Annotated in this window: 24 protein-coding genes; 4 read left to right on the forward strand and 20 right to left on the reverse strand. The window is 41.9% G+C overall.

Annotated features, from left to right (window positions below):
- Positions 1-749: 749 nt before the first annotated feature.
- From ACTQ5J_RS11685 to ACTQ5J_RS11755, 15 genes are all read right to left on the reverse strand, one after another.
- Positions 750-944, reverse strand: coding sequence for a YwbE family protein (locus ACTQ5J_RS11685; RefSeq protein ID WP_441753182.1), 195 nt, complete (start codon positions 942-944; stop codon positions 750-752).
- A complete protein-coding gene (locus ACTQ5J_RS11690) occupies positions 941-1,801 on the reverse strand; it encodes an aminoglycoside 6-adenylyltransferase (protein WP_441753351.1) in 861 nt (286 codons plus the stop codon). The genes ACTQ5J_RS11685 and ACTQ5J_RS11690 overlap by 4 nt, the downstream gene beginning before the upstream one ends.
- 48 nt (positions 1,802-1,849) lie before the next feature.
- Complete coding sequence (locus tag ACTQ5J_RS11695) at positions 1,850-2,569, reverse strand: YebC/PmpR family DNA-binding transcriptional regulator (protein ID WP_441753184.1); 720 nt, start codon at positions 2,567-2,569, stop codon at positions 1,850-1,852.
- 77 nt (positions 2,570-2,646) lie between these two features.
- Complete coding sequence (locus tag ACTQ5J_RS11700; protein WP_441753186.1) at positions 2,647-3,135, reverse strand: PaaI family thioesterase; 489 nt, start codon at positions 3,133-3,135, stop codon at positions 2,647-2,649.
- A gap of 195 nt (positions 3,136-3,330) precedes the next feature.
- Entirely contained in the window at positions 3,331-4,284 is a 954-nt protein-coding gene (locus ACTQ5J_RS11705) for a Gfo/Idh/MocA family protein (RefSeq protein ID WP_441753187.1), read from the reverse strand.
- 97 nt (positions 4,285-4,381) lie between these two features.
- Positions 4,382-4,795 (reverse strand): GNAT family N-acetyltransferase, encoded by a 414-nt coding sequence (locus tag ACTQ5J_RS11710; protein WP_441753189.1) that lies wholly within the window; start codon positions 4,793-4,795, stop codon positions 4,382-4,384.
- Between the two features lie 434 nt (positions 4,796-5,229).
- The gene (locus ACTQ5J_RS11715) at positions 5,230-6,132 is read right to left on the reverse strand and encodes an SDR family oxidoreductase (RefSeq protein ID WP_441753191.1); all 903 of its coding nucleotides are present in this window, start codon (positions 6,130-6,132) and stop codon (positions 5,230-5,232) included.
- A gap of 136 nt (positions 6,133-6,268) precedes the next feature.
- The gene (locus ACTQ5J_RS11720; RefSeq protein ID WP_441753193.1) at positions 6,269-6,601 is read right to left on the reverse strand and encodes a DUF1294 domain-containing protein; all 333 of its coding nucleotides are present in this window, start codon (positions 6,599-6,601) and stop codon (positions 6,269-6,271) included.
- Positions 6,602-6,661: 60 nt separating this feature from the next.
- Entirely contained in the window at positions 6,662-7,654 is a 993-nt protein-coding gene (locus tag ACTQ5J_RS11725) for a tRNA dihydrouridine synthase (RefSeq protein ID WP_441753352.1), read from the reverse strand.
- A 494-nt stretch (positions 7,655-8,148) separates the two neighbouring features.
- Positions 8,149-8,589, reverse strand: a complete 441-nt coding sequence (locus ACTQ5J_RS11730; RefSeq protein WP_441753195.1) for a PPC domain-containing DNA-binding protein — start codon at positions 8,587-8,589, stop codon at positions 8,149-8,151.
- A gap of 192 nt (positions 8,590-8,781) precedes the next feature.
- Positions 8,782-9,651: a MurR/RpiR family transcriptional regulator gene (locus ACTQ5J_RS11735; RefSeq protein WP_441753197.1), complete on the reverse strand. Its 870-nt coding sequence runs from the start codon at positions 9,649-9,651 to the stop codon at positions 8,782-8,784.
- A 54-nt stretch (positions 9,652-9,705) separates the two neighbouring features.
- Positions 9,706-11,169, reverse strand: a complete 1,464-nt coding sequence (locus tag ACTQ5J_RS11740) for a PTS transporter subunit EIIC (RefSeq protein ID WP_441753199.1) — start codon at positions 11,167-11,169, stop codon at positions 9,706-9,708.
- Between the two features lie 54 nt (positions 11,170-11,223).
- Complete coding sequence (murQ, locus tag ACTQ5J_RS11745; protein ID WP_441753201.1) at positions 11,224-12,111, reverse strand: N-acetylmuramic acid 6-phosphate etherase; 888 nt, start codon at positions 12,109-12,111, stop codon at positions 11,224-11,226.
- On the reverse strand, positions 12,108-13,205 hold the full coding sequence (locus ACTQ5J_RS11750) for a DUF871 domain-containing protein (protein WP_441753202.1): 1,098 nt from the start codon (positions 13,203-13,205) through the stop codon (positions 12,108-12,110). Before ACTQ5J_RS11750 ends, murQ begins: the two co-directional genes overlap by 4 nt.
- A gap of 168 nt (positions 13,206-13,373) precedes the next feature.
- A complete protein-coding gene (locus tag ACTQ5J_RS11755) occupies positions 13,374-13,793 on the reverse strand; it encodes a cupin domain-containing protein (protein ID WP_441753204.1) in 420 nt (139 codons plus the stop codon).
- A 132-nt stretch (positions 13,794-13,925) separates the two neighbouring features.
- Here ACTQ5J_RS11755 and ACTQ5J_RS11760 point away from each other — a divergent pair, with 132 nt between their 5' ends.
- Entirely contained in the window at positions 13,926-14,444 is a 519-nt protein-coding gene (locus ACTQ5J_RS11760) for a hypothetical protein (RefSeq protein WP_441753205.1), read from the forward strand.
- A gap of 687 nt (positions 14,445-15,131) precedes the next feature.
- Here ACTQ5J_RS11760 and ACTQ5J_RS11765 read toward each other — a convergent pair.
- Entirely contained in the window at positions 15,132-16,187 is a 1,056-nt protein-coding gene (locus tag ACTQ5J_RS11765; protein WP_441753206.1) for a hypothetical protein, read from the reverse strand.
- Positions 16,188-16,520: 333 nt separating this feature from the next.
- Between ACTQ5J_RS11765 and ACTQ5J_RS11770 the strand changes: the two genes are divergently transcribed.
- Positions 16,521-17,435, forward strand: a complete 915-nt coding sequence (locus tag ACTQ5J_RS11770; RefSeq protein WP_441753208.1) for a glycerophosphodiester phosphodiesterase — start codon at positions 16,521-16,523, stop codon at positions 17,433-17,435.
- A 77-nt stretch (positions 17,436-17,512) separates the two neighbouring features.
- On the opposite strand, the gene ACTQ5J_RS11775 is transcribed toward ACTQ5J_RS11770, so the two are convergent.
- From ACTQ5J_RS11775 to ACTQ5J_RS11785, 3 genes are all read right to left on the reverse strand, one after another.
- On the reverse strand, positions 17,513-18,703 hold the full coding sequence (locus ACTQ5J_RS11775; RefSeq protein WP_441753210.1) for a DUF998 domain-containing protein: 1,191 nt from the start codon (positions 18,701-18,703) through the stop codon (positions 17,513-17,515).
- 88 nt (positions 18,704-18,791) lie between these two features.
- Positions 18,792-19,475: a Crp/Fnr family transcriptional regulator gene (locus ACTQ5J_RS11780; protein ID WP_441753212.1), complete on the reverse strand. Its 684-nt coding sequence runs from the start codon at positions 19,473-19,475 to the stop codon at positions 18,792-18,794.
- Positions 19,476-19,574: 99 nt separating this feature from the next.
- On the reverse strand, positions 19,575-20,021 hold the full coding sequence (locus ACTQ5J_RS11785; RefSeq protein WP_441753214.1) for an organic hydroperoxide resistance protein: 447 nt from the start codon (positions 20,019-20,021) through the stop codon (positions 19,575-19,577).
- A 281-nt stretch (positions 20,022-20,302) separates the two neighbouring features.
- Between ACTQ5J_RS11785 and ACTQ5J_RS11790 the strand changes: the two genes are divergently transcribed.
- Together ACTQ5J_RS11790 and ACTQ5J_RS11795 are read left to right on the forward strand one after the other, a co-directional pair.
- Positions 20,303-21,103: a DUF72 domain-containing protein gene (locus ACTQ5J_RS11790; protein WP_441753216.1), complete on the forward strand. Its 801-nt coding sequence runs from the start codon at positions 20,303-20,305 to the stop codon at positions 21,101-21,103.
- Between the two features lie 177 nt (positions 21,104-21,280).
- Complete coding sequence (locus tag ACTQ5J_RS11795; RefSeq protein WP_441753217.1) at positions 21,281-21,877, forward strand: nitroreductase family protein; 597 nt, start codon at positions 21,281-21,283, stop codon at positions 21,875-21,877.
- Positions 21,878-21,921: 44 nt separating this feature from the next.
- Here ACTQ5J_RS11795 and ACTQ5J_RS11800 read toward each other — a convergent pair whose 3' ends face one another.
- Positions 21,922-23,250: an MATE family efflux transporter gene (locus ACTQ5J_RS11800; RefSeq protein WP_441753219.1), complete on the reverse strand. Its 1,329-nt coding sequence runs from the start codon at positions 23,248-23,250 to the stop codon at positions 21,922-21,924.
- Between the last annotated feature and the right edge of the window lie 786 nt (positions 23,251-24,036).

Genomic DNA, 24,036 nt, shown 5'->3' on the forward strand with positions numbered 1-24,036 from the left:
TCGCGAGTGGGATAATTAAAATCAGATTCTCTGGTAAAATTAAATTCACCGAATTATTCACCATCTTTGGACACTTTTTCTAAGCGAACTCTCACACTCGCTATGTAATCCGTTCTAATTGTCCCACTCGGAGTTTGAGTGGAACAATTAAAACTCTAATGTGACCACTCAGATCGCGAGTGGGACAAATAGAATCAGATTCTCTGGTAAAAATTAAATTCACTGGATTTTTCGTCATATTTGGATACTTTTTCTAAGCGAACTCTCACACTCGCTATGTAATCCATACTAATTGTCCCACTCGGAGTTTGAGTGGAACAATTAAAACTTTAATGTGACCACTCAGATCGCGAGTGGGATAATTAAAATCAGATTCTCTGGTAAAATTAAATTCACCGAATTATTCACCATCTTTGGACACTTTTTCTAAGCGAACTCTCACACTCGCTATGTAATCCATACTAATTGTCCCACTCGGAGTTTGAGTGGAACAATTAAAACTTTAACGTGACCACTCGGAGTTTGAGTGGAACAATTAAAACTCTAATGTGACCACTCAGATTCCGAGTGGGACAATTAAAACTTTAATGTGTCGCCTCGAGAAATAAGTTCACGGGTTAGACAGGTGCGTGTAGAGCACCTTAATCAATCCCCCCTCCCCCTACCAACACAAAAAAACGAGCGATCAATTTATTTCAATCGATCGTCCGCCCGCCTTATATTAGTCCTATTTTTCCGAATAAGTTTAATTAAATTATTTCCTTCACGCGCCCAACAATGTTGGATTCAAGCATTACTTTAATCCCGTGGGGATGTTTGGGTGAATTTGTCAAAATGCGTTTGACGACGCCTTCCGTTAGTTTGCCTGTGCCTTGATCTTGTTTCTGCACAACTCTTACTTGTGAGCCGATTTGGATATTGGCTCTTTGTGTTCCTGCTGTCATAAACTGCCTCCTTCGTAATAAATTTGCGTGTAGCGGCGAACGTTCTCGACCTCGGACGATGAAAATGGATAATCCAAGGCGCCCGCCAATTCTTGTGATACTTCTAAATACAATGCTTGGCTGGTTAACAAGGCCTGCCAGATGGAGTTTTCATTCGATAAATCATAAGTAAACTGCAAACGCCGCTCGGTGTCCTCATCCAAAAAGTCCGGCAAAAATTTATAGGCCTTGCCCAAATCCAGCGAGTGCCCCGCTTGATAGACCGCTCGCCAGGCCAACACCTTTAACAATTCCTGACGCACAATCTGTTCGAAATGAGCCGTCGCATACAGATACTCCCCGCGACATAAACCCTTCACCACGTAAGTCGACACCCACCAAAACTCATTACATGCCTTGGCAAACACCTCCGCCGCAGGTAAATGTGTGTGGTACATGACCTCTTGCGACTTTGGCGGACCAAGCAAACGCTGATCCTTATCCAGCAAAACCTGCACGGATGCTTCCACCGCTTGATAATGCTCCCATTCAGCCAGTGGCAGCACAAATAAATCAATCCGATTACCATCTTCAAACAACATCAGATAGGACAAACCCTTTTCAAATGGCGCTTCCGGCTTCTGCATTATCAACCGCGGACCGAAATAATCCAACCACTCATCACTTGCTTCAAAACCAACAATATCACTGACAAAATAAGACACATCGTAGTCTTGAAAAGAATCCCGAATGACAGCCGCCTTCGACCTTGACCCCTCTAACGTAATCAAGCGAATGTGTTCATTCTCTTTGGCAAAACTGAGCAACAAAGCCAGCATATCTTCTTCTGTTCGAATGGCAACCCCCTCCTCACTAATAGAAAATAGGAAAGACGCTCACATTATCCGGAGCGTCTTAGTCTCATGTTAGTAATCTGCGTTATGAATCACATCGGTCACATCATCATCATCTTCCAATGCATCAATCATCTTTTCAAATTGTTCGACACTTTCTGCTGGCAATTCGATTGTCACATTGGGGATCATAGCTAGCTCAGCTTGTGCTAACTCATAGTCAGCTTCCAACACCTCGCGAACCGATTGGAAATCCGCTGGGTCAGAATAGATTTCAAAGACTTCATCAGATGTTATTAACTCCTCGGCACCTGCTTCAAGCACAGCCAACATCATCGTATCTTCATCCACCTCTAAACCTTCTCGCTCAACTGCAAGATAACCTTTGCGCTCAAATTGGAAAGCGACAGAGCCTCTTTCCCCCAGCGTGCCGCCATTATGGGTGAAGGCGGTTCGGACTGAGCCACCCGTGCGGTTACGGTTGTTAGTTAAAGCATAAACTAATACAGCCACACCATTTGGTCCATAGCCTTCATAACTCACTTCATCATAATTTTCACCAGCGCCAGCATCGGTAGCTCGCTTGATGGCGCGCTTAACATTCTCGTTGGGTACGTTAGCTGATCGCGCCTTATCTAAAGCTTGACGAAGCGCTGGATTTAATTCTGGATCTGCACCATTTTTAGCGGCCACATAAATTTCACGCGCTATTTTTTGAAATATTTTGCCACGTTTGGCGTCTTGTGCATTTTTACGGCCTTGTATATTTTTCCATTTTGAATGTCCTGCCATTTCCTCACGTCCTATCTTGTAGTCTCTTTAGCTTATCATATTGCCTTGTTAGCGACAAATCCGACTCAACATTCTAATCAATCTGTAAATTTCGGTGGAATTGATGTAATACCGTATTTTTCATACTGGCTCTTCATTTGCTCTTGACGTTCTTTAATCACCAGTAGTTTCGAAGTTCCATGACACAATAATTTACCGCTTTGGTCAGTAATGGTCGCTTCCGATAGGCAGACCGTACGCCCAACCTTAACTGCTTTTGATGTAACAATCAACGTTCCCTTTGTAACGGTTCCCAATAAATCAGCCTTTAGATCAATCGTCGTCAAGCCATCCGCTTCATCTAGCTGGCCGTATGCCGCCCAGTAAGTCGCGCTATCGATTAAAGATTCGTAGACACCACCATGAATGCCACCATAAGGATTCAAGTGTTTTTCTTCTACTATCATTTCCATGCGGCAAGAATCAATGCCCAACTCGATTGTTTTCATTCCTAATAGCGAAGCGAATGGACTCGCGTTCGCAAATTTTAATAAGACGTCTATATGTTCTGGATTTAATGTTTTCATGTTATGCTCCCTTCAATTATACCCTGTCGAAATACTATGTATTACTTATATTAACCAGTGCTATGACCGTTTTTCAGCCTCTAGAAGATCCTTTCACCTCGCGTGACTAGGGCATTCCCCACCAATCTTTGTCAAATCCAGCCAAACAAAAAAAGCGCCTAGCCACACACGGTAGACACTCTCCATTGATTTCTCTTAGCCTAAGCCAACAGACGCTTTCAATTGATCAACTAAACGTGCAATGTTCAAGGTATCCTGATGGGACATCAAAGGACTCTCAAGCTTTTGCTCACGAAGACAGTCAACCGCATGCTGAATTTCACTATAGAAATCGTCATGGTCGTAGCCAACGTCAATCCGCTCTGTTTCCCCATCAATCGTCAACTCATAGCTAGCCGCCCGGTGGAAATCTGGAATACGTACTGACCCCTTCGTTCCTTCAATGATAGCAACCGTCTCAGTTTCACGGTCAAAAGCCGTTTCAATCACACCTGTCACTCCACCTGCTTCCAGAGTCGCGTTAACATAAATTTCAATATTATTCGGATGCATCACATACTCAACCTCCACCACTTCCATCGGCGACGGCATAAAATCCTCCAGGACTGATAGATTGTAAACGCCCATATCCAACAACGTCCCGCCTTGCACCGGTTCGAAATGATAGCTCGACGTCGCCTCATTGAACACATGACATAAAGAAGTCGTCACTTTACGAATTTCACCAATTTCTCCCTGGTCAACACGAGCCTTTAACTCGATATAAGCCGGCACAAATCGACTTTTCTGCGCCTCCATAAAGAAAACTCCCTCAGCGGCCGCTAAATCTATCATTTCCTTAGCTTGAGTATGTGTCAAAGCCGCAGGCTTCTCACATAATACCGCCACTTTCGCCTTCAAAGCTTGCTTAACCCACTGAGCATGGTATTTGTGCGGCACCGCAATATAGACTGCGTCGACCGCTGGATCCTCCAATAAGGCTTGATAGCTATCGTAAGCACGCTCACTGGGATGAACTGCACGAAACTGCTCGGCCTTCTCCATCGTACGACAAGCCACCGCATATAAACTCGCCCCCTCAACTAACTCTAAAGCTTCCGCAAAGCGATTCGCAATATTGCCTGCACCAATAATTCCCCATTTGACCATTTGACACCTCAATCTCTAAATTTTCCTACTTAAACAATAAGCGTTTCCAACCTCAAGAATAGCACAATCCGTCACATTCTCAAAACAATTTAACTAGTTATTGACGCAACCTAGTGAAAGCTCGTATCCCGATCTGATTGACCCTTTCAAAGCCCAGTGACTCGTAAAACAACTGCGTTTTCTCGGTATCATCAGTCATCAAATGTAATTGATAAACTTTTGAGAATTCGGACACAATAAGATTCAACAATTTCTGGCCAAGGCCACGGCGTTGAAAATTTGGATGAATTAATAAATCTTGAATAAAAACAATTGAATAGCCATCGCCAACCACACGAATGATGCCGACTAATTGCTCCCCCTCAAAAGCAGCCAATACTTTTAAGGAATGTTTGAAGGCACTGCGTAACATTTGAGGATTTTGCGTATAATTGGTCCAGCCAACACTTGCATAAAGCGCCAAAACTTCTGCCTCTTGATAAGTTTCATAGACCTGAATCGTCACCGTCATCTGTTCCACTCCCTTTCTAGACCACCTAAAAGACAAACTAAAAAATACCAACTATTGACTAATAAAGACAAACACATTGAGCGCTTGCCACTTAGACTTGTTTGTCTTAAATATTAACACAGTTACTTCATTCATTGCAGTCGCAAGCATGAAGTCCTGTTAATTTCCACTGCCACATCCCATGATTAATGCTCCTTAATCGCAGCCTATCAACTTTTCCATAAGGAACCCCACCTGATAGGCTTCTACTCAATAACTCTTACTCAAAACGAAGAACTTTTAGACGGCTTGATCCATTAAAAGCCAAGTTCTCACTTAGATTCTATTCCATAAAGAATCCCCCTTATAGACGGTTGCAAAAAGCAGCCGTCTATAAGGGGGATTTGTTAGTCATTCTGATAGCAGACCTTCATCAAGTGCAAGCTCACTAATTGTTATAAGTCTGTTTCCGAACCACCTGTGACACCATAAATTTGACCAGTGACATAACTGGCTTCTTGAGAAGCTAAGAAGACATACACTGGGGCTAATTCAACAGGTTGTCCAGCACGTTCTAAGGTCTCTGATTGACCAAAAGTTTCTAAATCGCCGTCTAATTTCCCGCCATCTAATTGGAGTGGTGTCCAAATGGGTCCCGGTGCCACACTATTCACGCGCACACCTTTTTTACCAAAATACTTGGACATTCCAACTGTAAAGTTTGAAATGGCCGCTTTGGTTACTGCATAATCCAATAGTGAAGCAGATGGATCTGTCGCTTGAACAGAACTGGTTGTGATGACTGCACTCCCTGCTTTTAAATGCGGTTCAGCCGCCTTTAAGGCCTCATACATACTTATAATATTGACTTGGAACGTATCATTTATTTGTTCCATTGTTAAATCCGTTAAAGTTTCTGTTGCGATTTGTTGGGCGGAATTTAAGACTAGAATGTCTAAGCCACCTAAAGCTTTGACGGTTTGTTCCACTAATTGCGTTGCGACACCTTGTTGACGTAAATCGCTAGGAATAGCAACGGCCTTACGACCGGCTGCTTCAATTAACTTCGTCACCGCTTCGGCATCTGGCTCTTCGCCTGGGAAATATTGAAAGACGACATCAGCACCTTCACGTGCATAAGCAATAGCAACGGCTCGTCCAATCCCCGAATCAGCACCCGTAATTAGCGCACGACGCCCTTCCAAACGCCCCTTACCTTCATAAGACTCTTCTCCACAATCTGGTACTGGCATCATGTCTTCTTGTAAAGCGGGTGATTTTGCAATTGCTTCGTTTTCTTGTGAGAAACCTTCTGTGTAATATTGCTTTCTAGGATCTTTGACTTTGTCATTTGTCATAAAATTGCCCTCTCTATGTTTAGATACTCTTAGTATAGCATGCAAGAAAACACATCGTTAATGATATGCAAGCTCTAATACCTAAGCACATGATAAAGAAGCTAAGGACATTCTTTTCTTTATAAAATATTAATTTTTATAAAGAAAAGGTTAAACCAACAATCCCTTCAATCATTAAGACATCCAGCAAATGAACGAGTAGCCAAACACCGACGCAAAGTGTGAACAAAGCACTCAAGGGGACAACAATCTGGAATAATAAATGTTTCGTTTTATGACGGGCGATTCGCATGGCCAAAAGCGCACCCACGCCTCCTAAACACACACTTGAAAGAACTAAACGCTTTTCTGATAGACGATAAGCCCCGCTTCGCGCTAGCTTTTTATCTTTTGTAAATAAATAATAACTATAACTATTTAAAACCAATAATAATACCATTGCAATCAGTATTCCTTCGATTTTTCTCATTCCTTTCCTAAAAAAACACCTTCTAATCATAATGTTTAGAAGGTGTCGATTAGATTTAAATTAATCATTTTCAAAAGCCAAAGCTTCTTCTGCTTGTTTTACTTCAAAGTCATCTAACATCACACGAACTTCGTCAGTTGACTTGGTATCCATTAAGGCCACACGTAAATCACTTGCGCCACGGAATTCGCGCACATATATTTTGAAAAAGCGTAAGAGCGGTCTGAAATTACGCGGCTCTTCAGTAGAATGTTGATCAAATAAATCAAGATGTAATCTCAATAGATTCAATAAATCCTTGCTGTCGTGCTCTTTAGGTTCGATTTCAAATGCATAAGGATTGTGGAAGACACCGCGACCAATCATCACACCATCCACGCCATATTTGTCAACTAATTCTAAACCAACTTGACGATTGGGAATATCACCGTTAATCGTTAATAAGGTATTCGGCGCAATTTCGTCACGCAATTGTTTAATTTCCGGAATCAATTCCCAATGTGCATCCGCTTTACTCATTTCAACTTTCGTACGTAAATGAATCGATAAGTTTGCAATATCTTGCTCCAATAAATGTCTCAACCATGTACGCCATTCCTCAATCTTCGCATGACCTAAACGCGTTTTAACACTGACTGGTAAACCACCCGCTTTAGCCGCTTGAATCAAATCAGCTGCCACTTCAGGACGTAAAATCAAGCCTGCACCGCGTCCATGTTTAAAGACGTTTGGCGCCGGACAGCCCATATTTAAATCGATGCCCTTGAAGCCCATCTCGGCCATCCCAATGCTCATACGCTCGAAGTATTCAGGCTTATCCCCCCAAATATGCGCCACAATCGGCTGCTCATCCGCTGTAAACGTCAAACGCCCACGTACACTCTCGATACCATCTGGATGACAATAGCTCTCACTATTCGTAAATTCCGTAAAGTATACATCCGGTGCCGCCGCCTCAGCAATCACATGACGAAAGACGACATCCGTCACGTCCTCCATCGGCGCTAATACGAAAAATGGCCGTGGCAATTCTTGCCAAAAGTTTTCTTTCATTTTCTCACAAATTCCTTTCATTCACACTCGCTCTTCCCTTTGATTCTTGAACCAAAGTCAAACAGCCAGTCAATCTCCCGTTTATAAACAAAGAAAAAGCAGATTTAATCTGCTCATTTAAAGTGCATTTAATTGTTATTAGTCCTATATTCCAAGAAATTCTATTGTAACAAACTTCGCTCAAAAAGACAGTACTAATTGCACTCTGGACGCTTTTTTAGAGAATTTTTAAGCAATTAAGTCCGCTTGTAACCAGTCATTAGACACAATGACGCGCTTTGCTTCATAAACAGATGATCAGCCTCGTAAATAATCTGGACTTTCACCCCTTCAACATTCTGCCGCTAGTTTACGGCGGTTAAAACCAGGATGAATGCTATCCGACTAAACGCTCCAAATTTTATTCTCGCCTGATAACAATAAAAAACGCCTCCCTTGGCATAACTTTCGCCAAAGAAAACGTTCCCTTCAGAATAGGACTTTAAGCCACATGACTATTTATCAAAATCCATTAACTTCAAACCGACGGCCTCATCCTGACTCCGCTCAATAGTACCGTCTAACATAGTACCGTTTAACACCGTCACATAACTCTCCATTGTGACACTCGTATAAGCTTCGTTTAAATGTCCACCAATTGTCGACAGATCACTACGCCCCAGCACAATATGTAAGGGCGGATGGTACTTGCCGTCATTTAAAGTCAAGCTTCCCGTTAAAGAGAGTACCTCAAATTCTTCTTCTAATTGGTGTTTTTCATAATCACGCGTATTTAGATGGAAGAACGCTAAATCAACCTTATCCACAGCACCAATGCCAGTAATAGTCGCCGCTTGAATTGTCCCCTTTTCAGTTAAAGCCTCCATACTAGCCATGATTTTCTCACCAACTGCTAATTTCACAATAATCTGTTCACCAAATAGTTTGTATTCCAAGCCAAATTCTCCTTTCGAAAGTGGTCTTCCTAGCCAATCTAACCGTCGCTTACTCTACTTTAGTCTATCGAAGCTTGCCCTTAGTTTTTTTAAAAAAAGAAGATGCTCGACAGCTTGTGGACCTAAGCCTCCGCTACCAATAGAAAATCCCCGTCTAAGCGACAGGTGTCAGCTTGAAAACGGGGCTTCTCGCTATTTTCTAAATTCTTCAAACAGTTGCTCGAATTTGGCAGTAGCTTGGCGGGACTTATTTAAATGGGTCAGATTGTGTTGATAATTCTTCGCCATAAAATGATAGAAGATAATATCAACGGCATACATCTGACTCAACAATGAGATGGTCGCGCCACTTCTGAGTGGTGCTTCCTGCGTATCAGCTGTTGTCAGGCCAATATCGGCTAATTCTCTTAGCGGGTTTAGGGAGTCTTTCGTTAAAGAAACCGTGTTTAAGCCGAGGTCATTCGCCAGTTCCATTAACAATAAACCTTCTCCTTTATCGCCACTATTGGAGATACCGATATAAACACACCCTACTTCAGCGATTGCCATCAATGCCGACATTTCGTGCGCATCTTGCGTACAAAAGACTTGCTTGCCAATCCGGTTAAATTTTTGTTTGATGTCTGAGGCAACTAAAAACGAAGCGCCCAGACCATGGATAAACATTGCGGGAGCTTGAGCAATTAAATCAACAACTTGATCAATCGACTCATCTTCTAAGACTTCATTGGTTTTTTCAAAGAAGAAATTAGTATTAAATAATAATTTTTTCTTGATGTCTTCTAGAGCCTCATTAGGGGCAATATCGGTCAAGAGTCCCGCATCGATTTGCGCCGACTGTGCTGAGAGCTGTATTTTGAATTCGGTGAAGCCTTTAACACCAATCGAATTACAGAAACGGATGACTGCGGCTGAACTTGAACCGGCCTCGGCTGCCAACTTGGTGGCACTCATTTGAATAATCTCCGTCGGTTTCTTCAGAATAAGTTCGCCAATTTTCCTTTCGGATACAGGCAATGACGGTAATTGGCTTTTAATTGTCATCAATAATGTTTGAGCCACTTCGTTACTCCTCTCGTCATCTTTTTATCTATCTATTATACTTTATGCTGTTGATTAAAGTGATGCGTCGATTTCAGTTGCTTCCATAGCTTCTGCTGGTACACCGAACAAGTAAGTTGCGATGAAACCACCAACGTATGCTGCGACTAAACCTAAAGCATACCCCCACCATTTGCCATCAGCAATTAATGGAAGTAAAGCAACACCACTTGGTCCAACGGCAGTTGCGCCAACTTGACCAATCGCACCGATTACAGCACCACCAATACCACCACCAATACAAGCTGTGATGAATGGACGACCTAAAGGTAAAGTAACTGCATAGATTAAAGGTTCGCCGATTCCTAGGATACCTACGGGTAATGACCCTTTAATGATGTTAGTTAATTGTTTGTTTTGGCGACATTTCATCCAAATCGCGAATGAAGCCCCCACTTGCCCCGCACCTGCCATCGCAAGGATTGGTAATAATAAAGTTGAACCAGTCTCAGCAATCATTTCAATATGGATTGGTGTTAATACTTGGTGTAAACCAAACATTACTAATGGTAAGAAGGTTGATCCCAGTACGAAGCCGGCAAATGCGCCACCTACTTCAAGTACCCAGTTAATACTACCAATTAAACTAGCTGAAATCACACCTGCGATTGGCATAATTAGGAAAATTGTGATGAGTCCCACTACAATTAATGATACAGTTGGTGTCACAATAATATCTAATGAATCTGGCACAACTTTGCGTAATTGTTTTTCAACGATTGATAGAATGAAGACTGCAAAGATTACTCCGATCACCCCTCCTTGACCAGCACTTAACGGATCACCCGTGAAAAGGTTAGTCAGTGGTTGGTCGACGTTCATACCGTTTAAGTACACAACCCCGGCAATAACCCCACCAAGACCTTCAGTCGCGCCAAAGACTCTTGCAGCATTAATACCAATATAAACGTTCAGGTAAGCAAATAAACCATTTTGTAAAATTTTCATAACTGAGAAAATTTGTGTCCAAGAGTTTGGATCAAGTGTTCCAGCCGTCATTAAGTTTTGAATAATCGACGCAATCCCACCAATAATCCCTGCCGCAACAAAAGCTGGAATTAACGGAACAAAAATACTTGCGATAATATTTAAGGCACGTTTGAATGGTGTATCATTTTTCTTTTTATAAGCACTTTTTACTTCTTGAGTGATTCGTTGGCCTTCAGCACGACCATCCGTTAAAGAAGTGTCTAAGTTTTCATTGATACTCGCACCTTTTTCTTGACCAGCCATACCTGCCATTTGAGTCGCCACTTTTTGTGCGGTTCCTGGACCAACAATCACTTGTAGATTGTCGCCATCTTGAACAACTCCCAAAACGCCCTCAATTTTCTTTAAGGCCTCTTGGTCAACCTGCCCCGCGTTTTTCAAATCAATTCTTACACGCGTCATACAGTTATAGACTTTCGTCGTATTTGCGTGCCCGCCAATGTGCGCGTAAATCCCTTGCGCAATTCTTTCTTCTTTCGATAATGCCATTTTATTTCCTCCTTTTAATCTCCTAATAAAAACACTCATTGCAAAATATGACTCTTATAGCGTCTGGTGAATAAAACCTTTTGCTTGCTCTAGTTTCGCTGTCGCCTCCTCTTTGTTTGAGCCTGTTAAAATCATAACGATAGCCAATTTAACATGCTTATCCGCTGCTTCAAAAGCCCTTTCTGATGCTTGATAATCACAGTCTGTGGCTTCCATAATAATTCGTTTCGAACGTTCTTCTAATTTCTCATTAGTCGCTTGCACATCGACCATCAAGTTTTGGTAAACTTTACCAATCCCAATCATGGATGCTGTCGAAATCATATTTAAAATCAGTTTTTGAGCTGTCCCAGCTTTTAAACGCGTGGAACCTGTTAAAACTTCCGGTCCACAATCCACTTCAATAGGCATTTGACTGTACTGACTAATCTCACTATTCAAATTACAAGCAATCGTGGCGGTACTTGCGCCAACTTGCGTTGCATATTCCAAGGCACCAATCACATAAGGCGTGCGACCGCTGGCCGCAATTCCTACAACCGTATCTTTAGCGGTTAAATTTAAAGCGACTAAATCTTCCTTACCTAAGACGGTCGAATCTTCAGCCCCCTCAACCGCTACGGTCATCGCTTGTTCACCGCCTGCAATTAAACCAACGACCATTTCTGGTGACACACCAAAGGTCGGCACGCATTCTGCAGCATCCAAGACACCTAAACGGCCACTAGTTCCAGCCCCCATATAAATAAGACGGCCACCTTGTTTAAATGAGGCAATCGCAGCTTTGACGACCGCTTCAATGTCTGGTAACGCTAATTCAACTGCTACTGGTACTTTGCGATCTTCTTGATTCATTTTCGCCAACATCTCTGCTAAACTCATTCCATCCAAATTCATGGTCTCTCGATGACGACTTTCGGTCGTTAATTTATCTAAATTCATTCTATTTCCTCCCAATCAAACTCAAACTTTTGTCCCGGTCCACAATAATTGACTAAGTCCCTATAGTCACTTTGAATATGACCTAAAACATTGACACGTTCATCTGCTTTTAATGCTCTTTTCGTTACCTGAACTTCTCCTGCATATCGTTCATAAGCGTCATTGTCAATCGTAATAGTTCCTTTCGGCCGCTTGGCTGCCTTGCTCAAAGCCTTGACCGGCTGACTTTTCCGCAAGCGTGCCTCGGCACTTCGAATCACATCTCTCGCTCCATCCAGACGGTTGCTGTGGCGCCCTTTCAAGCTAGTCACTTGTTGCTTTATTAGTTGATCATCGGCTGGCGTTATGCCTTGAGCTAATCGAATGGGTAACGTGAGGACATCTTCTTTTATATACTTCTCAAACAGCATGATTGCCTTAGCTGATAATTGTGGATCACCTATGTAAATATGGTCGACTTTAAAGCGTTTGACCATTTCAAGTGCCGCCACAAATGCTTGGCCACCGCGGTGTTTTTCTAGTGTGGGTAATGTTTCATAGAGTGGCCCTCTCAAGCGTTGATCCCCTGGTACAAAAGCCATGACCGTAAAGCCTTGCGCCTGCAACCACAGATTTTTCAACTCAAATTCTTGACTCCCTAATCCTGTTTCTGGCCTTGGATAATAATTATGCCAGGCCTCCATCCGCGTGAAATCGGCCTTTGCAGCTTTCAATTGTGACACGTCAGCTTGTGTGAGCGTGCTGGCGTTTAAAGCAATCTTTATGTGCTGACTTAAGCCGGCAATCACCTGATTTGAAATACCATAGTCCATTCGAAGGCCCGTAATCCCCCAGTCCACTAAGGGAAAAACATTGTCAAAGTCCAAACCTAATTTAGCTAACGCATTCCCTGAAATATCAATGACTAATTCCAAGCCGTGTTCTTTGGCAATGGCCCCAAGACTTTGCAATCGTTCCAAGATTGGTCCGTTCTCTTCTTCTGGTATATGAATCGACGAGAAGATCCCCTTGAAGCCGGCTACTTTCATGGCTTGTATATACGCCAGATGTTCATTGGTCAAAGCCTCATTGAGAAAAATTGAAAAGCCAAACATCGAACCCCTCCTTGTAATCGTTTTCCTTCATCTTTATTATACTGACGTAAAATAATATTTCAAGTATTTTGCATAATTATTCATTTACATAAAACTTAATTTTACAAATAGGTCGGTTTTTCAGGCGAAAACAAGCAAAAAAAGACCCAGAATGGGTCTTTTGCTTGATTAATGTTCGTTTGGATCGTCAAGGTCATCTTGTTGCGTTTTGTGAACGGTACCTGGCTTATGTTCAATGGCACCATAGACCGTAATCATCTTCACATCTTCCTTACCTTCATTAATGATATTGTGCCACATGCTTGCTGGGACGAGCACGCTGTCACCTGCTTTAACTAAGTGTTCTTCTAAGTTATCTTCCATCTTTCCGACTTGTGCGGTTGCTTGCCCTTGAACGATTTGGTAAAGCTGGTCAATGCCAGCATGGGTTTCGAGTCCCATCTCAGTGCCTGTTGGAATTGTCATTAAAGTGATTTGTAAGTTAACACCTGACCAAAGCGTGGTTCTAAAATTATCATTCTCGAGTGCCAATGCTTCTAAACTATCAAATCTTGGTATTTTGCCATTGTCTGTAAAATCAAAACTCATTGTAAACGCCTCCTTGTTAAGGTAAGTGTAATTCAAAAATCAGTCGACAAGCAAGAAGGTTTAGTTGGTGTAAGCACTCTAGGGTTTTCGTTCCTATTTTGCTATAATTGTTTTAAGGAAGAAGGTGGGCCGTTGGAGGCAAAACATTTACAATTAGTGGCGTCGGGGCCTGAGGAAAAGGTTTGGCTGGCAGAGATTACGGATGAGGATGAAACCTTTAAGTTAAAGCGAGATTTCTTGCCGGAAAAACAGGCCAGTATTTGGGATTTGTATCCGGGCTGGTATCAAATTAATGGTTTGGTGCCTGGTTTGGCGCCTTTTCAAAAGGAATACGTCAAGGTGGAGCATGGCGAAATGACGCGTTTTCTGAATTTTCGTTGGATGATGCAGGAGTTGCCCAAAATCAAGGCCTACGAGCCGCAGCGTTTAGAGCGCGTCAAACATCAAATCCGTTTGGAATTGGATGAAATCAAAGAGGCGGCTCCTTATGAGCCAGTGGCCGAGGCGATTGAGCGTCAAAAAGAAGATTTGGATCTATTGGAGTCGTCGAGCCAGGCGATTGCCAGTTTGGGCATGGTGCGTAAGCGAAAAGCTGCGATTATTAAGCAATACAATGACCATTTCGAAAATTGGGAGGAACATTGGGACTAGAATTGGAAGCTTTCGGATGACATAATGGCGGAGTATTGCCTTTGCAAGGCTTGCCGATAGCATTCTGTGAATTTTGATGAATTTAGGCTTTAATTTCCGCGATATTCTTAAGGTAATTAAATATTTAACTTTTAATGTGTTAACTCGCGGTTTGAGTCGACATGTTAACTGGTCTAACGTGTCGACTCGATCTCCAGTCGACACGTTAGATTTGTTGCCGCAAGTCAAATTTCTAACAAGAACTTTAGCGAACGAGTATGTGCCAATTCTACTATTCAAGGTGTCAATAATTAGTCATTTAGCTATCTCGCTACTTTCATAAAATCGTCACGCAATGCAATGGAGTGACTCCTTTAGCTTTCTTTGAAGAAGCACTCGGCTCCAAGGTCTACCTGAAATGCTACACCACTACCAGAAAACATAAAGGTGTCCGACTCTGACTAGTCGGACGATTCATACAAGAGCCAGCTCGCTTCTTTCATAAAAGCGTCACGCAATGTAATGGAGTGACTCCTTTAGGTTTCTTTGAAGAAGCACTCGGCTCCAAGGTCTACCTGAACTACACCACCCCAAGGCACCACAAAAATCACCCAACAACCAGTACTATACCAGTCATCGGGTGAGGCTTAGCGTCTATTCAATTTTACTGTTAATGTTTAATGGCCTCTAAACACTTAAGCACATAAATTATTTGGCTGTGTCGACTTGCGCTTGGAAAGTTTTGGCACCCGCAAAGCCTGCGAATGAACTAATAACTAAGGCGATTAACATACCAAAGAATACGTATAATGAGTATCGGGCCGTAGCATTAGCGATTTCTTCTGCTTGGATGCGTGCGTCTTCAATCGCTTGTTCCGCATCTGCTCTTAATTCCGCAATCGCAGTTTCGGCTTCGGCTAACATTTGCTTCGCTTCTTCAGTGGCTGCAGGATAACCTTCCTGAATATTCTGCACAGCCTCTTCGACTTCTTGCTCTGTTAAATCTGAGTTGTCCGCGATTGCTTGCGTCAAGTCTTCTTCATCAATTTCAGCAGCAAGCCCTTCGACACGCTCTTGAATCGATGTCGTGACCTCGTCAAAGACTTGGGCTGGATCTTCGCCATCAACTACAATACGTTTACCCGCATCAGAAATTTCATTCACGGTCGCATCTAATTGTCCTTGTAAATATTCAGGTTGTAATTGCTCAATATCTGAATTTTCTAGGGCATCGACCACATCTTGTTCTAAGTCCATCGTTGATAAATCAACATTCACATTCTCTGAAATTGTTTGGAAGGCCTCTTCGGATAAGTTGCCAACTGCGTCGCCCGCTGTCGCTAAAGTTGTACCTACCGCATCTCCCGTCACACCGACTAAGGAGCCAACCGCATTAAAGGCTGAAGTTGCAGTGGATGTCATTAAAAAGAACATCGCGATTAAGCTGACTGCCCAAGTTAAGAAACCATGAACAAAGCCGGCGCGACTCGCGGTTAAACCAGCCACGTAACCTGCCAAACCTAAAGAAACGACTAAAGCAAAAATGATCCAAATAACTAAGCCCATGCCAACACCTTCTAAAGGATTGGCGGCGGTTAAGTCTGGCGCTCCAAAACCAATCGACGCTCCTACTAATGAAAACATCAAGCTAGTCGCAATAAAAGTAACCAATCCGGCAAAAATACTGGCCCATGAAATATTCAAACCTGCTTCTCTTGACGGTGCGTCATATACATATTTACTGAAAAAATTACCTTTTCCCATTTCATTCACCTCTCTAAAATTAGTTTATCGACAAGGCAACGTTTGCCCTTTTTTCATACGTTGCGTTAACAATGCATAAGTTTATTACAAACGAGATACATCCCCTTTACATTTTGATAACTTCTATAAACTATCGTAAACCGGAATTATATTTTTCTCAATTGATACGCTCACTAACTTTCATTCAATCCCCTCTAATATTTCGCCGTAAATTTTATAATAATATTGTGCCTTTATATTGTGGGCTTAATATCTTCCGAATGAACTAGCTTGGTTTGCTTTAGGTAGCCAAACTAGCCTATAATAAACTTACAACATCCTTAGGAGGTTCAAATGAAAACACTCAAGACACTGGCAAAATATCTCTGTAAATATCTCCCGCCACTTTGGTTGCTCCTTTATTTATGGCCCAACAAGCAAAAACAATGGCCTTTTTTCGCGGATGCGACAGACAAACCTTATAACATTGCCCACCGTGGCGGTCCTGCTTTAGCGCCTGAAGAAACGTTGGAGGCTTTTACCAAGGCCGATGAGGTCGGTGCGGATATGTTTGAATATGATGTTCACATCACTAAGGACGGTCATTTAATTGCCAGTCATGACCCGACGGTTGATCGCGTCACAACGGGAACTGGGCTAATTAATGGTATGACACTCGCAGAAATCAAGGCCCTTGATGCTGGCGAGAAGTTCGTTGATCTGGATGGTAAGCACGCTTTCCGTGGCAAAGGCATTACGTTAGCAACTGTTGAAGAAATTTTCCAAACCTTCCCAAATAAGCGGGCGGTGATTGAACTAAAAGACACGAATCATCCGGCTTTATATGAAGCAATGGTCCAAGAAATGTGGCGCATTGTGCAAAAACATCAGATGGAAGACAAGGTAATCGTGGCCAGTTTTGACCATGCGATTAATCAGCGTTTCAAAGAAATTTCCAAAGGTCGTGTCGCAATCGGGGCTGGTGAAAGCGAAGCCACGCAATACATCGTCAAGATGGTGTTGCGACTCAACTCTCTGGCCAAAACAGATTCGCAGGCCCTACAGTTGCCGCTCAAACAACGCGGTATTGATTTGACTCAAAGAAACATCGTCAAAGGCGCCCGTCGCCAAGGCATCGATATTTACTACTGGACAATCAATGACCCGATAACCATGCGCAAACTTTTGCGTCAAGGCGTGGACGGTATCATGTCGGATAATCCCGACTTGCTACAAAAGGTTATGGATGAAGAATTTCGGAAAGCCTAAGTAAGCGTCACTGACCAAGCATTTCACCAAAATAAAACACCTCAACGACCGTTTTTTCAAGGTCGCTGAGGTGTTTATTAATTGTCGTTTGGATTTCGGTAATGAACTATCACTTGATATGTCAAAACCTCAGGGTGCAAGGCTTTTTCCAAATGTTGTAAGAGTAACATCAGCCAACTGAAAGCTAAGAAAAAAGCAATTAATTCAAAGCCAGTTAAGGTGATATAGTCACCTACCATATAGAGAGTCGTTACTGCGACCAAGACCGCCCCTAGCGCATACGACAACCATTGAAATTCACGCGTTACTTTTGGCAGTAGCCACTTGACCCCAATAATCATCAAGATGATCATAATTACCAACATCTCAGCTGACTTATTATGATAGTATGGCATCCTGCCTGGCCCATCTGCTGGGAAATAGCCTACCATGCCTAAACTAATAGCGGTGATTGTCAACAAGATACGCAAAATACTTGCACCTAAATGCTTAGGGAACTGCTCTTTCAAGCCGACAAAAATATAATCGACCAAGGCAATCATCAATAAAGCCGATAAAATCAGGGTTGAATTAAATTGCCAAGAACTTGTCGCCTGATTTGACCCTAAAAAGCTCAAGTGAACTTGCCACCACTCTTCTTGATTATTTGTCACCATTGCGATGACTACACCCCCTAATACGACAAACACCAATAGCTTCGTCATAACGGAAGGCGATAGAATCAAAACGAAATGAATCATTAAGTAATGCACCAAGGCAAAGACAATAAAAGCCAATAAAGTGGACAGATAGAGATCCAAATAAAGATTCACAAACAAAGTGGATAACAAATAAAACAAGAAGAGCATGGCGATTAGAATGATGATGGCAAAGGAAATAAGGATGGTCGGGAAATTCCGCCAATAAATTTTCTCTAGATGCGAGTAGCCCTGCCTTTTCCAGCGGACGAAATAAAAAGCAAAAGTCAAGACGCCACTCACGACGCCTAAGGCGGTCACTGTACTCCCAATGGAAAAGCCACCAGTCAAGGCAAATAAGGCTTGCCCACGAAAGAAAAAAATCAGGAAAAAGATGGCCGTCACTAAGACAGAGGGAAACAGAAATTGCCTAAGTGCTGCAATCTGATGGCCTTTATTTAGCGTATCGGACTGTAAACTGTACATATGATTGTCGATAATTAATTGAATTTGATGTTTCTGGGCTAATTGCAGCGCCTGTTTCGATTCAATATATAGATCCATTGTCTGTTCTTGCTTTTCTTGGGTCACTATTCTCCACCTTTTCCTCTGCTTCAGCCATTCTCCACAACTCGTTTCATGCCAACTTCAAAATGGCATCAACTTGAAGTTGGACCGACTAAGCTTGATAAGTTAACTGCTTAAGGCCAGTCTGATCCAAAATTTCAAGCCGATTCGGCTTGGGTTGCTTGACTAGGCCGGCTCTGGTTAATTTTCCCAAACCTCTACTAAAGGACTCAGGTGACATGCCCAAGAAAGAAGCAATATTCTTTTTAGTGGAAGTGAGCGTAATGGTCGTCGTCGCTTGCCTAGCGGCTTCCTCCAATAAATAATTTGCTAAACGACTTTGGACACTTTCGGACGTAATCCAGGTCGTTTGTTGTTCAGATTCCTCCAAGCGCTCAGACAACACACTCAATAATTCAAGCGCAATCTGAGGATTGCTTAACAATAAGTCCTTAAACGTCTCCCGTTGAATACAACAAACTGTCGTTTCCTCAGTTGCTTCAACAAAATATTCATAATGACGGTGTGCAAACAATGCCGGTACACCAACAAAATCGCCAGCTTCCAACACACGCAAATGCTGTTCCTTACCTGAAGTTGCTAATCTAAACATTCGAATTTGACCTTTTTGAACCAGATATAAAGTATCCGCCTCATCGCCTTCTCGGTGAATCAAGTCGCCGGTCGCAAAGTCGCGTTCGATAATCTGCGCTTGAATCAATTCGATTTGTTCAACAGACAGTGACTGGAACAAAGGCATGGTGCTAATGCAATGATGATACTGTGAAAAATCCAATCAGCCACCTACTTTCTCTCAGAGTGTGTCTAAATTTTACCACCAAAACAAATAAAGACCAAACATACACACGCATGTCTGGTCTCAATCACTCACTCTTTATTTTTCTTGACTCGCATCATAGTCCACAGCTTTCACGAACACTTCGATATTGCCCGCAACCGCTTTTGAGTAAGGACACACCGTATGCGCTTCGTCAGCTAATTTCTGTGTAGCCTCACGGTCTAAATCTTGAATCCCCACTTGAATTTCAACTTCCAATTTAAAATCGGCCGCTTCCGGTTTCTTAAATAATCGAACAGTATTCAATACTTGAGACGCATTGGTCACTTTATGCTGACCTTTGACAACCTCTAAAGCACCATGGAAACAAGCCCCATAACCTAAGGCAAATAATTGTTCCGGATTTTGACCCTCACCCGTTCCACCCATCCCTTTTGGTGTTGAAATTTTCACTTCATATGACCCATCCGCTAAATAACTGAAGCCATCACGTCCCCCAGTATTCACAGCACTTGTTTCGTAAAGTTGTTTGTAATCTGACATATTTAAAACCCCTTTCCTTGATAACTCTATTATAAAACACTTTCGCAACAAGCGCCTTGACCTAGGTCAAGCTCCCCACATTCAGGAAGGTTCTATTTTTTTATGATAAACTAATGACACGAACAAACTGAATCAGACAAGCCATTAACCCCTCCGTTCAAAATAGGACCCATCACTTGACGGCGCTTAATAATTGACGGGTGGCTGACAAGTTTAAAGTAAAAGATTAAAGGAGGTGCCACATGATTCAAATTGGTTTGACAGGTTGGATGGACCATCCGATGCTACACACTCAATCTAAACACAAACTCGTGGACTACGCGTCTCACTTTCCAATCGTTGAGCTGGATGCAAGCTTTTATGCGATTCCTTCCCAAGAGCGGATACTTCAGTGGCTGAAACAAACACCAGACAACTTTCAGTTTATCACCAAAGCCTATGGACCGATGACGCAACATGCCCGGCGCCCTGACGAAAGCCGGCCGCTCAAAGAGCTTTTTGCCACCTTTAGCCAACACTTTAGACCGATGGTCGACAGCGGGAAACTGACCGCCTTTCTCTTTCAATTTCCACCTTACTTTACTTGTGTGAGAGAAAATGTCAGATACTTGCGCCAAGTCCGCACTCTAATGGGCGATGTCCCAATTGCGGTCGAATTTCGTCATCCTAGCTGGTTGAGTCCCGACTACGCCACCGAAACGTTACAATTTTTGCAGCACTACCACTTGATCCATGTCGTGGTCGACCAACCTCAAACACCGCATAATTCCGTGCCTTTGGTCGCCACTGTGACACATGAGAAACAAAGCATCCTGCGTTTACATGGTCGCAATTACGACGGCTGGCTCGGTGTAGACGACAGTCAAGATTGGCGTCAAGTCCGGACCCTATATCAGTATTCACCCGATGAATTAAACAACTTTAAAGACATCACGCTCACTCTAGCGGATGCTTCAGAAAATGTGGCTGTTATTTTCAACAATAACTCTGGTGGACATGCGGCTCCAAACGCCAAAGAATTTCAGAAACTACTGGGAATCCATTACGAAAACCTTGCCCCTCGACAGTTAGATTTATTCTGATAATTATCCATAGGACTCCCCTCGTCATATGATTGGGGGTCTTATTTTGCCATTAACTTTATAGAAAACGTATTCATTATATTTATTTCGAATTCGAGGGTTTACAATCATTCAAATGCATGTTATATTATTAATCAGTTAGTTAAATACATTCAAAAACAGAGGAGATTTACATTCATGACAGCATTTAAACAAGTAATCAAAAACCGTCGTTCAATTTACGCCTTAGGTAACTCAAGCGAGTACTCAATCGAGGAAATCGTTTCATCAATCCGTGAAACACAAAAAGATGTTCCTTCAGCTTTCAACAGCCAAACCTCTCGCTTAGTGATTCTAAACGGTGAAGCGAACACTAAATTCTGGGACTTAATTTTAGAAGTTCAAGAAAATGTCTTAGACCAAGCGACTTGGGATTTCATGTCACCCATCATGCATGGTGCGAAAAACGGTATTGGTACAATTTTATTCTTCGAAGACCGCGATGCTGTCGCAACAATGCCTACAGTGGGTCAACGTACTGAAGCATACAAACAAAACAACTCAGCTAACTCACAATATGCTGCATGGTTAGCATTAGCTGAAATGAACTTAGGCGGATCTCTACAACACTTTAACGTTGGCTATGAGCAAGGCTTTGATAAAGCCATTCGCGACATGTTCAATTTACCAGATTCATACGAATTAATCGCTCAAATGCCTTTCGGTTCAATTGAACAAGCAGCTGGCGAAAAAGAATATATCGATTCAGATGTTCAAGTTCAATTAATTAAATAAATCTACACAAAAACCGCCAAAATTAGGCGGTTTTTTTCTTGTTATTAGTTAAGTCGCTCGACCGATTTTATTAGCAAGTAAACGGCTAAGACACAGGTCAAGGCTTCAACGATTAATAAGGTTAACCAGATACCTACCAAACCAAACCACATGGACATGACAAACAGAATTGGAATGATAAATACGATACCACGTAAAGCAGACAGTCTTAGGGAGGCCCTCGCTTGATTGATGGCTGCTAAGAAATAGATGACAACGAAGTTGACTCCCGTTAATAAAAATGAAGCGAAATATAAAGGAAGCCCTTGACTCGCAATTTCAGCTAGTTGAACATTCTGTTCACTATTAAAGACAGACACTAAGGCATCTGGCATTAAAAGACCAATCAGGAGAATTATCACGCTTAAAGCGCCTCCTGATCCTAGGGCCATCGTAAGTATTCGCTTAATTTCTTTAGCATTTTTCTGACCATAATAATAACTAATCAAGGGTTGAAACCCTTGACCAAGTCCTGTAAATAAGGAGATAACAATAATATTCAAATTGGCGATGATTCCGTAAGCCGAAACACCAATGGTGCCAACTACTTGTAAAATCATGATGTTGAAGAGAAACATCACGACAGCAGATGAAAATTCATTAAAGAAAGACGAGAAACCTAAACTAGCGATGGCCTTCAGTTCTTTAATGCGCAAGCTTACCTTATGAAACTGTAAATGATGATTGCTTTGACGCCAATGTAAACTTGCGACTAACATCGAGACAATCGGTGAACTTGTCGTTGCAATTGCAGCACCTGTTAAGCCCATTCGAAGTGGGAAAATAAACACATAGTCTAAGACAATGTTAGTTAAACCACCTGCTAACAACGCGATCATCGCTAAACGAGGATTATGATCATTGCGTAGAAATGATATCAAGACAACATTCAACATAAAAAGCGGTGCAAACAGCATGAGAATACCGTAGTAACTAGCAGACATCTCATAAATCTCAGAATTTGCACCAAATAAATTCAATAGTTCTTGAGCAAATAAAGTCGTTAATGCCGCAAATGTTGCAGAAACGAGTAAAGTAAACCAGACCGTCATATTAAACAAACGATTTGCTTCATCTATTTGATTTTTACCTAACTCAATCCCAAACAGTGTTGCTCCACCGATACCAAATAACCAACCTAATCCATTGAATAGACTAATCATCGGCAAGACGATGTTTAAGGCCGCAATCCCTTTAGGCCCCACACCATTTGCGATAAAGAATGTATCCGCAAAAATAAATAATGATTGTCCCGACATACTTAAGACAGCTAAAGATGTATATTGGACAAATAATTGACGTGTGCTACTTGTTTGATTACTTAATTTTTCCACTTGAAACTTCCTCCTCAACATAAAAAAATGCCCCTTCTCTTTTGTTTCAAAGACCTACACAAAAGAAAAAGAGCGTTTCTATCCTATCCGGTGATAAAATAGTCGCATTGATTTAATTAAAATGAATTCTATCACCCCATCTTAGGAATGCCAACTCGTTTCATAAGTAAATTGCGTGTACTATATTACACTTTTAAACATTAACTTATTAGGCAAGGAAGCTTCAATAAAAAAACTTGCCGCGGCCCATTGTCAATCAATAGGCACAACAAAAGATTAACCGATTAACATAATAGTATGACAGCTAAGTTGATTTGCAGAATGTGAATTGGACCAGCAAGCCGCTTTCCCACAAATTTCCCCCGCGAGATTTACGAAAACCTTTGTCTATCATTTACTTATCGAACAAAGTGAATTAACATTAAGGGCTAGAAATCGCCAAGGACATTTTAAAACAATACGTTTTTTTGCTATTTTCTGAGGATAGTTCGAAAGTTTCCACTTTATGTCAGCCTTAGAATCGATAATAAATATTTTTTAGCTTTCAGGCTGATTTTAAACGTATTTTGTTAATGTAAAACTAATAAATATCTTTGATTCGTTGCGCTAAATGAAATATTAGTTGTAGAGCGCTTTGAAATCTCTTCATAGTGAAAGCACTAAATGAAGTAGGTGTGAGAGAATATCCTTGACGATAGATTTAAATTACAAATTGCTCATTAACGGTGAATAGGTTCATGAGACCGGTTCAAATAAAATTACTTCTTATAACCCAGCAACTGGTAA

It is taken from the genome of Fundicoccus sp. Sow4_F4, assembly GCF_052116145.1.
Taxonomy (GTDB): domain Bacteria; phylum Bacillota; class Bacilli; order Lactobacillales; family Aerococcaceae; genus Fundicoccus.